Below are 14,113 nucleotides of genomic sequence, written 5' to 3'. Positions count from 1 at the left end.
AATGATGGCCGCTTGATATGCTACAATATGGAAAAGGAGTGTGTGCCCATGAAGTCTTCGAAATCATTTTATTACACCGTAGATCATTCGATGGTTGAAGAGTACAAAAAAATGCTCGATCTCATGAAAATTCCCTATACAATAGAAGCCCCAGTTGCATTATTAAAGCAAGGAGCCAGTCAGTACTCCTTTGTCTTCCCCAATATGCCCGCCAAGCTTTACGGAATGGTCAGCAAGCTGTTTAAAGGTGATGGCAAGCCGTACCCGCAATAATAGGGTCCCTTTCATTTTACCAATGAGCGGAATAGAAAACCTCCACTTATTTCCAAAAGACCTTTCGTAGGACAAAAAAAGCGACCCATGAAAGGGTCAAAGTTGGAAGTGGAGAGAAAATGCAAGCTATGTCATATATTCTAACATAAAATCAGCTCAAGTCTATTGTTTTTTGCAGTTTTCTGAAATTTTACGTCACATTTTCTTACATGAAATTGATGTTCCGAAGCATTTAACCATGCACATCAACGATTTGTTCCATGTCGATCCACTGACTGCTCGTCTGATTAGCAAGCTTGATTTTACGGGACTTCGGATCAAACCATTTGACAACTCCCCACATTGTACATGTATTCCCTTTTTCACCTTCAAGCGACACCCACCAGCTCACCGCTACTGCGTAGTCTTCACGACCAGAATCACGGAGCAAGTAGTAAAAGGAATCCAGGTCCTTTTCTTTTCTACTTTTATCATCCAGATTATGAATGCCTGCTACCACGCGACCTCACCCACCCTAATCTACATAAATCATTGACCGCTCGTCTCATTTGTCGATCTGCGACGAGCGTACTGATGTCCGCCCCGTTATCCAGCATTCTGATAATCCGCAGATGCGTTTTCGTCAAAACGGGGACACGCTTCATCTCCCTGTTTACAGGAACCATGATTGTCTCGATCATACTACCACCTCGATCACAAACGTTTGTTTGTAGTATATACGAACAAGATGCGAACATGCAATATAAAGTCTCCAAACAAAAAAAGCAGGTTACCCTGCTTTCGACCCATACTTTATGGACTCTGGATGAGTTGTCCTTTTTTCGACGATCTCCAGAAATTTACCGAATGTAGAAGCAAGCGTCTGCTGAAACAGCATGCCAAGCACTACCGGCAAAGCAACGGCCGCTGGAAAATACGCGGTTGCAATAACTGCACCTGCGCTAATATTTCGCATTCCACTATTGAAGGTCAAGGTCACGATCACCCCTCGATCCCATCCGCTGCATTTTGCGATAAACCATCCCATGAGATATCCAATAATCGCCAGCAAGAGCACTACCCCTGCCATACCGAGCAGCTTCGCATCCAAAGTAGATAAATAAGGAGCCACGACGGAGCTATTAATGGCGACGACAACCCCCATCCCCAGCTTGGAGAAGGGAGCTAATTTGGGAGCAAGCGTCGTCTTCACTTTGCCTCCCGTCAACTGATTGAGCAGCATACCGATAAGCGAAGGCAGAACGATCATGAAAAACAGACCTTGGATCATAAGAGCCATGTTCATCTCGACCTTTGCCCCTAAAAACAGAGACATTCCCAAAGGTACGATAAAAGGAGAAAGCATAGTGTCAATCAAAATGATGGAAAGAGTCAAGGCGATATTTCCCATATAAATGGACGACCACAAAAAGCTGGTAATACCGGTCGGGATTAAAGCTGCCAAAATAAAGCCTGTCACAACATGAATGTCGTCTGGATAAAACAAGCTTGCTGTTCCCCATGCTACGAGGGGCATAAGTGCGTGTAGGATCAAAAGATTGGCAATTAACGGAAAAGGTCTGGTAAGTACTTTGGCAAATTCTTTAAATCCCGACCCCAGACTACCCGCAAACGTCATAAAAGCAAATACCCATGGAGAAAGAAATGTATACGGCTGTAAATGACTTCCTGCCAACACACCGATTACGACGCTGCTTGGCGTCAGGAGAGGCATTATTTTTTCAAGCATTTTGTTTATTTTTGCTAATGTGTCCATACGTACACCTCAGTTGATTCTTGATGGAAGATGCTTTGCTTTCTTCTGACTACATCCTTTGTCCAAAGCGAAGCACTGACGTGACGTATGTTATCATGAACCTTTTTTCCGAGCAAGCCCAACCTCGTTTTAACCCTATGCAAATTCTTGATTGCTTCTGCTTTTTGCATAGTTTCCAAAGGGCGTGTAAAGCCTAAAGTGGAAAGGAGGTATTTTATGAACGGCATGGATTGGGTTGAGTTTATCCGAAAAACCGAAGATAAGATGTACCACCTCCATCGAGCGATAGACGGCATCTGTAATGAGCCTGATTATAAAGAGTCCGTCTCTGCTCTCACCGAGGTGATACGAGATTACCAGCTGCTTGTTGAAAAAGCAAAAAATGAGCTACGTGATGTAGATGTGCACCGAAATCACCGTTACCGTGATGACCATGTGGATCACCATGTGCACCGTGATTACGACCATTACTAGGATCGGGTTATGCTACCCTGCTATCCACGTAGCAAGTAATAAACAAAAACGAAAGACTCCCGTATAGCGGAGTCTTTTTTTCGGTCCGGGACTTCATATCGGTCAGGTCATTACCCACGATTGTCAACCCTTCATCTTTTTTTCGAACTGCTTGAACTTCTTCTTTTGTTTGCACGCTTCTTTAACGTCTGTCGGCCATGGATTCTCACCAAATTTTTGGAGCTCACGAATTAATTTTTTGTCAGCTGTGACATGAATGTCCGAATCAGGGAACGCATCCTTTAATCGTTTGGCTACCTCTTTTTGAATTGATTCCAGCCTGAAGCGATTAAAGTTAGTCACTTTTACGGCTACATCCAGCTCTTTATCAATTTGTACGGCAACAACCTGGTCAATACCTTTGACTTGTCCAGCTATGCTTTTTGCTTGCTCTTCCCATTGTTCATAGCGTACTGGCGCAGGTGCACACAGAGGCTCTGCTTCTTTGGACTGGACTTGTGCCTTCGACTCAGAATTTGAGCCACAGCCCGTCATGAGCAAGGCAAAGGATAAGACGACGAGTGTAGTACGCAACTCAAAGACCTCCCTACCAAAATCACCTATCCTTAGAATGACCGAAAATGGCAATTATATGTTTGTGGGATTATTCCAATGAAAAAACCCGTCTCGGTCAGCTCCGAAAGACGGGTTTGCTTATGGATTCAGGATGGTATTTGTATAAAAAAAGCGGTGACTCATCTGCATTATTGAGTCACCGCAGACCCCAAGAACTTTTCGAGTCCTTTTATAGGATATATGAAATTGGATATACAGGCGATAGGAGATAATTGGGACTCATTGCACAGAGGCAAAAAAATCCCCAACCGCTAACTTACGGTTGGGGCGTACGGGGTAGTACGTTGATTATACGTGAATACGTTAATCATATAGGGACCACCATACATTGACAACAGCTTTATTTAGGTATTTATACCTATCGTTGGGATAAAAAAATGAGCGCCGACTTATCTGCTTAATTTAAGTCAAGGCGCAATCCCCAATGGATTATACTAGTTAGTTTGGATTACTTTTCTATTATGCTCTTGTTTTATTATTGGTTCCATACGAAAAATATGGTAATAATGTAAAGGAATAGAGTAACCTTGAATAAGTAAGAAAATTCAAAAATCGTTATCAATTGAAGGAGCTTACCAAGGAGGTTTCTTTATGGAGAGCATACTGATTCTTTTAGCCCTCGGCATGGTTACTCTCGTTCTTTTTCGCGTATTCAAATATAAATTCACCAAACACAACAAGGAAAACATCGGACTGTCGATCTGCGGAATCATCGTCAGCAGCGAAATCTCACACCGTCCTCTATCGCAATTTTTTATCTTGCTCTTTATTTTGCTCCTCACCTTCCTGATTGTCATCGTCATCTTCAAGAAATAAAACACCCTTTTTTCTCAGCTGGAAAAATCACAATTTGACATTCGTTTGAATCTGTTGTAAAAATGAGGTAACCAAATGACGTGAATAAATTCATTGACGAGAAAGAGTAAGCTAAACCCCTTGTTCCCCAGAGAGTTGGCCTTGCGCTGAAAGCCAACGTTCAAGATTTAGCCGAAAATCCTCTCCGAGAAGGAAAGCTGAAAGAAAGAGTAGTAAGCTAACCCGGGTTCCCGCCGTTACAAGGGGCGCGTATGATGGTACGTAGTATGAGGTGCCGAGAGATCCTGTTATTTGATCATCTCGGAACAAGGGTGGTATCGCGAGATGAAATCTCGTCCCTTAGGGGGCGGGATTTTTTGTTTTTTTCAGCCGATGCGCTCTTCTCCTCGCGACAACGAAAGGGTGATTGGAATGAGAAAAGTAGATGTGAAAGAAAAAGCAAGAACCCGTGAGCTTCGCGTCCTGAATCATTGGAAGCAAAAAGAAACGTTTAAAAAATCAATGAATTATCGGGTTGGAAAGCCGAATTTCGTATTTTATGAAGGTCCCCCTACCGCAAATGGCAAGCCTCATATTGGACATGTTCTCGGACGAGTAATCAAAGATTTTATCGGGCGTTACAAAACGATGTCAGGCTATCGCGTCGTTCGTAAAGCTGGCTGGGATACACACGGCCTCCCTGTCGAGCTTGGCGTCGAGAAGCAGCTTGGGATCTCCGGCAAGCAAGAGATCGAAAAGTATGGTGTAGCCAAATTCGTGGAGCAGTGTAAAACAAGCGTCTTCGAATACGAAAGACAGTGGCGTGAGTTGACAGAAGGCATCGCCTATTGGACCGATATGGATAACCCTTATGTCACCTTGACTAATCCCTATATCGAGAGCGTGTGGCACATCTTGTCCGAAATTCATAAAAAAGAGCTGCTGTACAAAGGCCACCGTGTCAGTCCATATTGCCCTGACTGCCAAACGACACTTAGCTCCCACGAAGTTGCTCAAGGCTATGAAGATGTAAAAGATTTGAGTGCTACGGTAAAATTCAAAAGCAAAACCGGTGAAGAAATCTTTCTCGCCTGGACGACAACGCCATGGACGCTACCAGCTAACGTCGCGTTGGCCATCAACAAAGATATCGACTATGTCCGTGTCAAGCAGAACGGCGAAATATTCGTCGTAGCCAAAAATCTTGCTGAGAAAGTATTCAAGGAAAACTATGAGATCTTATCCACACATAAAGGGTCTGAATTTGTTGGAACCCCTTATGAGCCGCCGTTCGGCTACGTAAAGGTTAAACGCGGCCACATCGTGGTTGATGCAGACTACGTAAGTGACATCAGTGGTACAGGTATTGTCCATACAGCTCCTGCACACGGAGAAGAAGATTACCGCACATGCCGTCTTCACGAGCTTGATTTTGTCAACGTCGTCAATTTGTCCGGTCGATATACGGACGAAATAACCGATTTCGCTGGACGCTTTGTCAAGGATTGCGACGTCGATATCGTCAAAGCTTTGTCCCATCGTCAGCTCCTGTTTTCCAAAGAGCGCTATGAGCATAGCTATCCGTTTTGCTGGCGGTGTAAAACTCCCCTGCTCTACTATGCGATGGAGAGCTGGTTTATCAAAACGACAGCCATAAAGGATCAACTGATCGAAAACAACAAGCAAATCGAGTGGTACCCTTCCCATCTGCGCGATGGACGTTTTGGAAAGTTTTTAGAGGAGCTTGTGGATTGGAATATCAGTCGTAACCGTTACTGGGGTACTCCCTTGAATATCTGGCTTTGCACCGATTGCGGGTGTGAGTATTCACCTGGCAGCCTAGCCGAGCTTCGCGAAAGGTCTGTAGAGCCGTTAGCAGAAAAACTGGAGCTGCATAAGCCGTATGTAGACGATGTGAAGCTTCGTTGTTCGTGTGGCGGCACAATGGAACGAACGCCAGAAGTCATAGATGTGTGGTTTGACAGTGGCTCGATGCCATTCGCCCAATACCACCATCCGTTTAACCAAGAGAATCAATTTCAGGATCAGTATCCCGCAGATATGATCTCCGAGGGTATCGACCAAACTCGCGGATGGTTCTTCAGCCTGCTGGCTGTATCTACCCTGTATAACGGAAAATCTCCTTATAAAGCCGTCATTTCAACCGGTCATGTTTTAGATGAAAATGGCTTGAAAATGTCGAAAAGTAAGGGAAACGTGATTGACCCATGGGAAATCATCGACGAATTTGGAACAGACGCTTTCCGCTGGGCACTCTTATCAGACAGCTCACCATGGAGCAGCAAACGTTTTTCCAAGCAAATCGTTGCTGAAGCAAAATATAAGGTTATCGATACCATCCATAACACCCATGCCTTCTACTCGCTTTACGCTACGATTGATGACTTTCAACCGAAGAATCACCAGCCACAAGCATCGCAAAACGAATTAGACCGTTGGATTCTTTCTCGGCTACACACTACGCTGCAAAATGTTCTAAAAGGAGTTGAGTCTTACGATTTCCTCAACCCCGCCAAGCATATCGAAGTGTTTGTAGATGAACTTAGCAACTGGTACATTCGTCGCTCTCGTGATCGTTTTTGGAGCAGTGGCATGTCTACGGATAAGCTGTCTGCATACCAAACGCTGCATGAAGTGCTTCTTACTTTAGCTCGAATGATTGCACCATACGCTCCGCATATCGCGGATGATATCTATTGCAATCTGGACGGCAGCGAGGAAAGCGTCCATCTAACCGATTACCCGACTGTAAATGAACACGCCATCGGCCTTACTCTGGAAAGCGAAATGGAAACAGCCCGTCAAATCGTTGAGCTGGCTCGTAATATCCGAAATGAGACAGGAATTAAAACACGTCAGCCCCTGTCCGAGCTGATCGTCTCGATGGATCGAGCATTCAACCTGAAGCGATTTGAAGACATCATCAAAGACGAGATCAACGTAAAAAATATCCATGTAGAGCAAAGTGACAGCAGCTTCGTTGATTACTCGCTTAAATTGAATTTGAAGGTAGCTGGAAAGAAATACGGAAAATGGGTTGGCCCGCTTCAAAGCTACCTAAAGGAGCTGTCCGCAGCTGAAGCAAAGAAGGTTGTACAAAACGGCTTTTTGGATACCGCCATGGATGAAGAGGCTTTCCACCTTACTCTGGATGAGTTACTCGTCGAGAAACAAGGGAAAAAAGGCTTCGCTTCCGCTTCTGGCTACCAACTAAACGTAGCATTAAATACGACGATCACAGAGGAGCTTGAGCAGGAAGGACTCGTCCGTGAAGTCATACGGGTAATTCAGGATTACCGCAAAAAGCTTGATTTACCTATCGAAAAACGCGTTCGCCTCTCGCTTGATGTCGACGACGCACTCCAAGAAGCTTTAGTGCGCTTTGATCATGTATTGCGAGATAGTGTACTCGTTTCTGATGTGGTTTTCACAAAGGAAAAAGCGATGGAGAGCTTTTCTATCGGCACGCAGAACGTACGCTTACTGATCGAATAACAATCCAAAAAGGCAGTCGTGGACAAAGAGCATGATGTCCGCGACTGCCTTTTTATCCATGTTGCCCCCAAAAATAAAAAAGGCCCTCGCAAGGACGAGGGTTGAAAAAGGTTGTTAACAGTGTATGAAAACAGTATGCCCAGATTTTACCTGGAGCATTCATACTAGAATACATTTGTTCCTGCCAATGCTTACCGCTTCCTCTCCCACGCTTCCAATACGTTTATATCATCAGGAGCAGATCGCATCCACTCGATATACTTTTCTTTTGCGAGCACTTCTAATACCATCATGATTCCCCCGCGCGACCTCCCTGTCTTCGTGCATAACTCATGGATGGTAGGGGTCCTCCGGCGTCCAGCAGAATAGTTCGCAATAACGCGGAGAACTTTTCGCTCAATATCAGACAGCATGGTCGTTCACCACCGGCTCAATCGCAAGCAGATTGTTAATGGCAAACACCCTCGGACCTTTTCGTGTCAGACAGTAGGCTTTCAACCGTTCTCCTTCAATCGCCAATGGCCGAATCACCCGAATCGAAGTGTGACCATCGCTCCCCAAATAAATGACTCGAATGTGCTGGTGCTGTTTGATGGCACGAAGCAGTTCTTTTTTCAATGTTGTTCGCCTCCGAAACAGAACATTTGTTCTTGTATTATATGCGAACAACATGCGAACATGCAAATGAAATTGTTTCTATGCAATCATGTCCGCAAACAAAAAACAACAGCCTCTCATACAGATGAAAGCTGTCGTCTTGTATTTTTTATAGGTGCTTTTTAATGAAATGCAGCAGGGTTTGTCCTTGCGCGGTTAGTACGGTGCCTTTTCCTTCGCATTTGGGGCATTCCGTTTGCTGCTTTCCTTGCTGTTCGATAACGCCTTTTCCTTCACATTCCCAGCAGGATAATTCCAGATCATCCATAGAAATTGACATAATTCACTGCCCCTCTATTTGTCATGATATTATTCCGTTTATTTTAACAATGCTTGCCTGCTTTTTGCCGCGCTTAAGCTATTCTCGATTATTTTCGTACAAAAAATAAAAATAGTAAAACAACGTATCGTCAGTTACTTTTTTTACCACTTATACGTATTACTTGATGAAATACCATTATTTAGTAAATGGAGATGATTTTCTTGATCATGCGTAAAGCATTAACATCTACAGTACTTGCAGCACTACTTTTGTCCGTTTCACCACTATTAACTCATGAGGCGGCCGCACAATCAAAGAAGAGCGTTGAACAAACTTCTTCTACAGAGTTAAATGCGGCAGTAAAAGCGACAATTGAAACGATAGGAACTGTGATGCCAGATATTAAAGATTATGAAATTATCTCAATCAGAAAGAATGAAGAAACGACCGTAGCTGGCAAAATCGAGGTCTTTCAAATCGAAATGATGGGTGCCCCGCATCCTGTGAAACCTAATTATGCGTATCTAAGGATCAATGCTGATACAGGAGAGTTAATCATAGCAGAAATCCAAAATGGACTTCCTTCAACAAATTCTCCATTAAGCGACCAGGAAGCAGAAAGTCAGGCGTCTACGTATTTGGAAACGCTCCTTGGCGATAAAGCTGAAGATTATACATTTTCGAAAGTCTACACCTATACATTAGGAGAAAACAATGATAAACCCGTAACAGTCGTTACTTTTGAATCTGATGAAAATTCTGTACATCTTGCTCTACATGGAAACGGAGAGCTAGGACGATTCTTGAAAGATATCTATCCTCCAGAATAGCACGCCATCGGAATATTGCGAAAACAACGGACGAATGGTATAATCCTCCAATTACATAATAGGAGGTAGACATTTTATGAAAGTGACTCGCAAAAATCCTGTAACGGTAGCTCCTCCGATTGGCGCTTACAGCCACCTCTCCATCCTGCCAAGAGATGCGGAGGTACTATTCCTCGCTGGACAGATCGGGGCTGAGCTAGATGGAACGATTCCGGACAAGGTCGAGGATCAATTTCGAAACGCACTGGCCAACGTAGCAAACATTTTAAAGAGTGAAGGACTTACGCCCGACTCCATTCTTAAAATCAATTTCTGGTTTACAGAGGCTCCTGATCGCCCTCAGTTTTTAGCCATTTGGAACGAGTTCCGTGGCGATGATACCCCACCTCCTACTACTCTGGCGTACGTATCCGCGCTGGCTCAACCTGCCATTAAAGTAGAGGTAGAAGCGTGGGCTGCACGTAAATAACGATAAGGCGGCTAAAATGGCCGCCTTTTTTGCTCTTCAAAATTTTCTGTTATAATTTGGTAAAGAGACAATAAATAAGGAGGCTTTTATCCATTTGAAAACAAATCTTTTCTGTTTACTATGCTTCGGAGGCTTGCTACTGTTTCAAGCCTATTGGCAACCGCTTACATCTGCCTCCAATCGTCAATCTGATTCTAAAATTGCGTATGATCATCCATCTCTTGACCTGACGATTCTTATTACTCAAATGCAAACAAAGCCACCCGCCATTTTTAAACCGAAAGTCGTTATTGACTCATTATCTAATGAACAGTTCCTCTCCACTCTACAGCGACCCGCCAAGATTCCGGGGATCGTCGATATGATGCCTCCGGATTACGAGATAACTGTGATGACGAAAGCAAGCGTCATTCAAACCTACTACCTCTGGATCAAGACAGATGCAGCAGTATCCACTTTGATGGACCTTTCAGATACACATATCGCTTATACTATAAGCGGCGAGAAAACAGAGCTGCTCAAACGAATGTTAAAGGAAATCGGCTTGGCTCCTGCCATTGAAAACTCCGTTATATAAATCACAGCTTCATTTTTACCCCTTCATGCGTCGCTGTAAAACCCAAACGTTCGTAAAAGCGCAGTGCGTCTGGCCGCTGTTTATCGGTCGTGAGCTGAACGATATGGCAGCCGCGCTCCTTTGCTCGGTCCACTGCCCAAAGGATCAGCTTGCTCCCGAGTCCCTTTCCCCTTTCTGAGGATGCTGTCCGAACTCCTTCGATCGTTGCTCGCCAGCTTCCTTGGTGGGTCAGATAAGGGGTAAACGTGATTTGCTGGACGCCAACAATCTCCTCACCCAGACAGGCTACAATCAATTCATTATTCGGGTCTTTATCAATTGCTTCAAATGCTTGGAGATAGCTTTCAGGTAGCGGCTTCTCGTAGCGTTCTCTTGTCTTTCCCAATTCATCATCAGCGAGCATTTGCACGATTTTGTCCACGTCTTGTGCTGTAGCCATTCGAAACGTAAGCATATTACCCCTCCAAAACAGCGTGATAACAAGCTACCCACATTATAGCGTAGAGTTCGTATGATTCGAACAAGTGTTGATTATGGAACGGTCAAAAAATGGTATGATTATCTAAAAGAGAAAACAGCTGCTTGACGCTTTCAAGCGAATTGCTGCCCAAATCGAAATGGTTTGATAGGAGGTACCTATGCTCACTCGTTTCCAAGGAAGTCTCATTGGACTCGCAATCGGTGATGCGATTGGCACGACTGTCGAGTTCAAGAAGCCAGGAACTTTTCATAAAGTGACAGACATGATAGGTGGGGGCGTATTCGATTTACCAAAGGGATGTTGGACGGACGATACCTCCATGGCTCTATGTCTAGCGGAAAGTCTGATTACCCATAAACAGTTTGATCCGATAGATCAGATGGAGCGGTATGTCAAATGGTATCGTGCTGGATATTTAAGTTCGATCGGAGAATGCTTTGACATCGGGAATGCCACTGCTGAAGCGCTAAAAACATTTGAACGAACTGGTGAACCTTTCAGTGGCGCGGACAACCCATACTCTGCCGGCAATGGTTCCATCATGCGGCTAGCACCTGTGCCGCTATTTTTTTCAGACGATCTTGAAGAAGCTGTAAAATGGTCGGCTCAAAGCTCCAAAACGACACACGCTGCCAAAGAATGCGTAGATGCTTGCAGGCTGTTTGGAGCGATGATTGCAAGTGCTGCCAAAGGCTTTAGCAAAGAGGAATTGCTACACCCGCAGACTTTTGAGTTATTGTGGTCTCGTGAGCCTCTTTCACCTCGGATCGAGGAAATCTCCCAAGGATCTTATAAGCTTTTAAACCCACCTGACATACAAGGCAGTGGGTATGTTGTGAAGTCATTAGAAGCTGCGCTATGGGCATTTTATCACGGAGAAAGCTTCGAGGAAGGCGTATTGCTTGCGGTAAATCTGGGTGACGATGCAGATACAACTGGCGCTATATACGGTCAGTTAGCAGGTGCTCATTACGGCATCGAAGCGATTCCTCAGCGATGGCTGGAGCCGTTGGCAATGAAGGAGCTCATACTCGATTATGCCAGTAAGCTTCAGACAAATAGAATCATAACGGAATAAATGCCATGCATGTAACACCAAGGGAGAATCGTCATGATTTCGAGAGAGCATTTAGAAAACAATCAGGTTTGGTACTATATAGTGACACTTCTCCTTGCCTGCGGATTTGGATTGCTTTGGACAGAGGTTAGTTCGTTGCTGGAACAAGCCGTAACAGTCGTTCTTGGCATCCTGATGTACGGGATGTTCTCACAAATCCCCTTTTTTCGATTAAAAGAAGCTTTGCATAATCGACGGTTCATCTATGCGCTTCTGACTGTGAACTACGTGGCTATTCCGATTCTGGTTTGGCTTTTAACGAGGTTTCTACCTGACTACCCTCCGTTGCTTTTGGGAGTCTACCTCGTTTTACTTACACCATGCATTGATTATGTCATTGTGTTCACCTACCTTGGACGTGGGAACGAAAAACTCATTCTGGTCGCGACTCCACTTCTTTTTGTTACACAAATGCTCTTGTTACCTTTGTATTTGTGGCTTTTTATGGGACAGGAAGCAGCTAGTCTCGTACATGTTGAACCATTTTTGGAAGCATTCCTGGGACTCATTGTGCTGCCTTTAGCGATAGCAGTGGTTGTACAAATACTCGCGAAAAGAGGTCATCTTGGCTCAGCACTACTGGACGCCTCTGCCTGGATTCCAGTGCCATTCATGGCGATCACCTTGTTCGTAATCGTCGCATCCCAAATTGACAAGCTCTCTGGTTCAATGGAAATGCTCATCTATGTCGTCCCTGTTTATATCGCTTTTATGATCATTACCCCATTTATTTCGCGTTTGTTTGCACGCATTTTCAGACTCGATATCGGAGCAGGTCGTGCTTTGATTTTTAGCGGAGGCACTCGGAATTCACTTGTGGTCCTTCCATTTGCACTGGCGTTGCCCGCAGAGACAAGCCTGCTGGTCACTTCCATTATTGTGACACAAACTCTCGTTGAGATAATCGGGGAGCTCGTTTATATTCGCGTAGTCCCTCATGTAATTTTGATAGGAAAAGACTAAATGAAAAACGGCAGCCGCTGCTCTGAACATAAATAGCTGGTTCAGGGCTTGATCGTCTGCCGTTTCGTACATCCTATTTTGAAATATCTACGAACCCTTCTCCGAAAACGTCTCGCGCGTCATGAATGGTAACAAAAGCATCCTTGTCCGTTTTGCGGATGATTTTCTTGAGCGCTGGCACTTCCTGCTTCGTAATAACTGTATATAGAATTTCTTTCGGCTCTTTCGTGTAGTAGCCATAGCCTGTGAGTACCGTCACACCACGATTCATCTCGATGCTTATTCGTTCAGCGATTTCGTCCTGCTTGAGAGAAACGATCGTAATCGCTTTTTTCGGATTCAGCCCCTCAACGACAAAATCCATTACTTTGGTAGCTACGAAAAGCATGAGGATCGTCATCATCATTTTCTCAAAACCAATGATAAATAATGAGGCAAAAACTACAATCAAATCAAAAAATAACAAAGCATAGCTAACGTTCCAACTCAAATATTTATTTGCAATCTTGGCGAGAATCCCCGTTCCTGCCGAGGTTCCTCCCACCCGAACAATTAGTCCAATACCAAGACCTACGACGACTCCGCCAAAAATAGCATTAATGGTCGGCTCACTCGATGAAATCGTCCATGTTTTTGTGAGATGTAAAAAAACAGAAAGAAGTCCAACGACAATAATCGTATAAATGGTCGTTACCTTTCCTAAAAAACGATACCCCATTAACAGAAGGACCGCATTGATCAACAGGCTCGTCAGCCAAGGCTCCCATTGGAAAAGATAATACAAAATAATGGTTACCCCGGTAACGCCTCCTTCACCAAAATGCTGGGGAATAACAAATAAATTAATACCTACTGCGAATAAGAAAGATCCAATGACAAGTGCCGCAATATCCACGAACTTGTTGTTATCTGGCAAAGCCATTTTTCCTCAACCACCCTTTCAATTCGAATTCGCTCTCGTTCCTATCACTCCATTGAGAGGAAGGCTTTTAATCAGATAATTTAATCACGGCCAGCCCTTTTTTTCAAGTAAATTCACTCGTACGGTAATCTTTTCACCAAAACATTGATTCTTATTTCTTATCGATTACATAAAGGAAGTGCTCTGTATGAGAAAAATGATCACTCTCGTTCTACTTGCAGAGTCCTGGTAGGCGCTGGTTACTCTCTCGTAAGCAAAAAAAAGCCGGAACGTACGAGCGGGACTGACCCCCGTCTGTAGGACAGGGATCAAAACACCTTAGCCAATTAAGCAGCCAGTTGCCGAAATTGAATCGGCGACTGGTTGTTTAGTTTCGTTTGAATGCGAATTAAGTTATAGTAATGAA

General features: G+C 44.2%; 19 protein-coding genes and 1 other annotated feature. Of the genes, 9 read left to right on the top strand and 10 right to left on the bottom strand.

Features of this window, described 5'->3' with window-relative positions:
• Positions 1-48 precede the first annotated feature (48 nt).
• Positions 49-273 (top strand): hypothetical protein, encoded by a 225-nt coding sequence (locus C3B52_RS32230; RefSeq protein ID WP_103110434.1) that lies wholly within the window; start codon positions 49-51, stop codon positions 271-273.
• Between the two features lie 232 nt (positions 274-505).
• On the opposite strand, the gene C3B52_RS32225 is transcribed toward C3B52_RS32230, so the two are convergent.
• The 3 genes from C3B52_RS32225 to C3B52_RS32215 all read right to left on the bottom strand — a co-directional run bounded on the left by C3B52_RS32225 (position 506) and on the right by C3B52_RS32215 (position 2,029).
• Positions 506-772: a hypothetical protein gene (locus C3B52_RS32225; protein WP_235615925.1), complete on the bottom strand. Its 267-nt coding sequence runs from the start codon at positions 770-772 to the stop codon at positions 506-508.
• Positions 753-953, bottom strand: a complete 201-nt coding sequence (locus C3B52_RS32220; RefSeq protein WP_103110433.1) for a hypothetical protein — start codon at positions 951-953, stop codon at positions 753-755. The genes C3B52_RS32225 and C3B52_RS32220 overlap by 20 nt, the downstream gene beginning before the upstream one ends.
• Positions 954-1,042: 89 nt before the next feature.
• Positions 1,043-2,029, bottom strand: a complete 987-nt coding sequence (locus C3B52_RS32215) for a bile acid:sodium symporter family protein (RefSeq protein WP_103110432.1) — start codon at positions 2,027-2,029, stop codon at positions 1,043-1,045.
• A gap of 216 nt (positions 2,030-2,245) precedes the next feature.
• Between C3B52_RS32215 and C3B52_RS32210 the strand changes: the two genes are divergently transcribed.
• Positions 2,246-2,503 carry a hypothetical protein gene (locus C3B52_RS32210; protein WP_103110431.1) on the top strand — a complete coding sequence of 86 codons (258 nt, stop codon included), beginning with the start codon at positions 2,246-2,248 and terminating at the stop codon, positions 2,501-2,503.
• A gap of 123 nt (positions 2,504-2,626) precedes the next feature.
• On the opposite strand, the gene C3B52_RS32205 is transcribed toward C3B52_RS32210, so the two are convergent.
• Positions 2,627-3,076 (bottom strand): YhcN/YlaJ family sporulation lipoprotein, encoded by a 450-nt coding sequence (locus tag C3B52_RS32205; protein WP_103110430.1) that lies wholly within the window; start codon positions 3,074-3,076, stop codon positions 2,627-2,629.
• 633 nt (positions 3,077-3,709) lie between these two features.
• On the opposite strand from C3B52_RS32205, the gene C3B52_RS32200 reads away from it, so the two are divergent.
• Entirely contained in the window at positions 3,710-3,934 is a 225-nt protein-coding gene (locus C3B52_RS32200) for a hypothetical protein (protein WP_103110429.1), read from the top strand.
• Positions 3,935-4,018: 84 nt separating this feature from the next.
• Positions 4,019-4,277, top strand: a binding site (T-box leader).
• 68 nt (positions 4,278-4,345) lie between these two features.
• A complete protein-coding gene (gene ileS, locus C3B52_RS32195) occupies positions 4,346-7,429 on the top strand; it encodes an isoleucine--tRNA ligase (RefSeq protein WP_103110457.1) in 3,084 nt (1,027 codons plus the stop codon).
• A gap of 191 nt (positions 7,430-7,620) precedes the next feature.
• Here the strand turns inward: ileS and C3B52_RS32190 are convergent, their stop codons facing one another.
• The 3 genes from C3B52_RS32190 to C3B52_RS32180 form a co-directional block, all read right to left on the bottom strand.
• Positions 7,621-7,842, bottom strand: a complete 222-nt coding sequence (locus C3B52_RS32190; protein WP_103110428.1) for a hypothetical protein — start codon at positions 7,840-7,842, stop codon at positions 7,621-7,623.
• Entirely contained in the window at positions 7,832-8,047 is a 216-nt protein-coding gene (locus C3B52_RS32185) for a WYL domain-containing protein (protein ID WP_103110427.1), read from the bottom strand. The genes C3B52_RS32190 and C3B52_RS32185 overlap by 11 nt, the downstream gene beginning before the upstream one ends.
• A 148-nt stretch (positions 8,048-8,195) precedes the next feature.
• Positions 8,196-8,366, bottom strand: a complete 171-nt coding sequence (locus C3B52_RS32180) for a tryptophan RNA-binding attenuation protein (protein ID WP_103110426.1) — start codon at positions 8,364-8,366, stop codon at positions 8,196-8,198.
• A 209-nt stretch (positions 8,367-8,575) separates the two neighbouring features.
• Here C3B52_RS32180 and C3B52_RS32175 point away from each other — a divergent pair, with 209 nt between their 5' ends.
• The 3 genes from C3B52_RS32175 (at position 8,576) to C3B52_RS32165 (ending at position 10,224) form a co-directional block, all read left to right on the top strand.
• Positions 8,576-9,178 carry a hypothetical protein gene (locus C3B52_RS32175; protein ID WP_235615924.1) on the top strand — a complete coding sequence of 201 codons (603 nt, stop codon included), beginning with the start codon at positions 8,576-8,578 and terminating at the stop codon, positions 9,176-9,178.
• A 76-nt stretch (positions 9,179-9,254) separates the two neighbouring features.
• Positions 9,255-9,647 (top strand): RidA family protein, encoded by a 393-nt coding sequence (locus C3B52_RS32170; protein WP_103110424.1) that lies wholly within the window; start codon positions 9,255-9,257, stop codon positions 9,645-9,647.
• 94 nt (positions 9,648-9,741) lie between these two features.
• Positions 9,742-10,224: a hypothetical protein gene (locus C3B52_RS32165; RefSeq protein WP_103110423.1), complete on the top strand. Its 483-nt coding sequence runs from the start codon at positions 9,742-9,744 to the stop codon at positions 10,222-10,224.
• 1 nt (position 10,225) lies between these two features.
• Here C3B52_RS32165 and C3B52_RS32160 read toward each other — a convergent pair whose 3' ends face one another.
• Positions 10,226-10,678, bottom strand: a complete 453-nt coding sequence (locus C3B52_RS32160; RefSeq protein ID WP_103110422.1) for a GNAT family N-acetyltransferase — start codon at positions 10,676-10,678, stop codon at positions 10,226-10,228.
• Positions 10,679-10,862: 184 nt separating this feature from the next.
• Between C3B52_RS32160 and C3B52_RS32155 the strand changes: the two genes are divergently transcribed.
• Positions 10,863-11,783, top strand: coding sequence for an ADP-ribosylglycohydrolase family protein (locus C3B52_RS32155; RefSeq protein WP_103110421.1), 921 nt, complete (start codon positions 10,863-10,865; stop codon positions 11,781-11,783).
• A gap of 33 nt (positions 11,784-11,816) precedes the next feature.
• Positions 11,817-12,785, top strand: coding sequence for an arsenic resistance protein (locus C3B52_RS32150; RefSeq protein ID WP_103110420.1), 969 nt, complete (start codon positions 11,817-11,819; stop codon positions 12,783-12,785).
• A 73-nt stretch (positions 12,786-12,858) separates the two neighbouring features.
• Here the strand turns inward: C3B52_RS32150 and C3B52_RS32145 are convergent, their stop codons facing one another.
• Both C3B52_RS32145 and C3B52_RS38315 read right to left on the bottom strand, forming a co-directional pair.
• Positions 12,859-13,707 carry a YitT family protein gene (locus C3B52_RS32145; protein ID WP_103110419.1) on the bottom strand — a complete coding sequence of 283 codons (849 nt, stop codon included), beginning with the start codon at positions 13,705-13,707 and terminating at the stop codon, positions 12,859-12,861.
• Positions 13,708-14,033: 326 nt separating this feature from the next.
• Positions 14,034-14,113: IS3 family transposase (locus C3B52_RS38315; RefSeq protein ID WP_373419749.1), on the bottom strand; the 80-nt coding region annotated here is incomplete at its 5' end.

The sequence above is a fragment of the Brevibacillus reuszeri genome, assembly GCF_002897295.1.
Classification (GTDB): Bacteria; Bacillota; Bacilli; order Brevibacillales; family Brevibacillaceae; genus Brevibacillus; species Brevibacillus reuszeri_A.
The sequence above is the reverse complement of the archived record's forward strand: the minus strand, read 5'-3'. Positions and strand labels throughout refer to the sequence as shown.

What these genes read in the sequence shown, in the direction of transcription:
- C3B52_RS32150 (WP_103110420.1), top strand. Translation starts at nt 11,817, where the DNA reads ATGATTTCGAGAGAGCATTTAGAAAACAATCAGGTTTGGTACTATATA.
- C3B52_RS32210 (WP_103110431.1), top strand. Translation starts at nt 2,246, where the DNA reads ATGAACGGCATGGATTGGGTTGAGTTTATCCGAAAAACCGAAGATAAG.
- C3B52_RS32220 (WP_103110433.1), bottom strand. Translation starts at nt 953, where the DNA reads ATGATCGAGACAATCATGGTTCCTGTAAACAGGGAGATGAAGCGTGTC.
- C3B52_RS32160 (WP_103110422.1), bottom strand. Translation starts at nt 10,678, where the DNA reads ATGCTTACGTTTCGAATGGCTACAGCACAAGACGTGGACAAAATCGTG.
- ileS (WP_103110457.1), top strand. Translation starts at nt 4,346, where the DNA reads ATGAGAAAAGTAGATGTGAAAGAAAAAGCAAGAACCCGTGAGCTTCGC.
- C3B52_RS32175 (WP_235615924.1), top strand. Translation starts at nt 8,576, where the DNA reads ATGCGTAAAGCATTAACATCTACAGTACTTGCAGCACTACTTTTGTCC.
- C3B52_RS32155 (WP_103110421.1), top strand. Translation starts at nt 10,863, where the DNA reads ATGCTCACTCGTTTCCAAGGAAGTCTCATTGGACTCGCAATCGGTGAT.
- C3B52_RS32145 (WP_103110419.1), bottom strand. Translation starts at nt 13,707, where the DNA reads ATGGCTTTGCCAGATAACAACAAGTTCGTGGATATTGCGGCACTTGTC.
- C3B52_RS32230 (WP_103110434.1), top strand. Translation starts at nt 49, where the DNA reads ATGAAGTCTTCGAAATCATTTTATTACACCGTAGATCATTCGATGGTT.
- C3B52_RS32215 (WP_103110432.1), bottom strand. Translation starts at nt 2,029, where the DNA reads ATGGACACATTAGCAAAAATAAACAAAATGCTTGAAAAAATAATGCCT.
- C3B52_RS32200 (WP_103110429.1), top strand. Translation starts at nt 3,710, where the DNA reads ATGGAGAGCATACTGATTCTTTTAGCCCTCGGCATGGTTACTCTCGTT.
- C3B52_RS32190 (WP_103110428.1), bottom strand. Translation starts at nt 7,842, where the DNA reads ATGCTGTCTGATATTGAGCGAAAAGTTCTCCGCGTTATTGCGAACTAT.
- C3B52_RS32180 (WP_103110426.1), bottom strand. Translation starts at nt 8,366, where the DNA reads ATGTCAATTTCTATGGATGATCTGGAATTATCCTGCTGGGAATGTGAA.
- C3B52_RS32170 (WP_103110424.1), top strand. Translation starts at nt 9,255, where the DNA reads ATGAAAGTGACTCGCAAAAATCCTGTAACGGTAGCTCCTCCGATTGGC.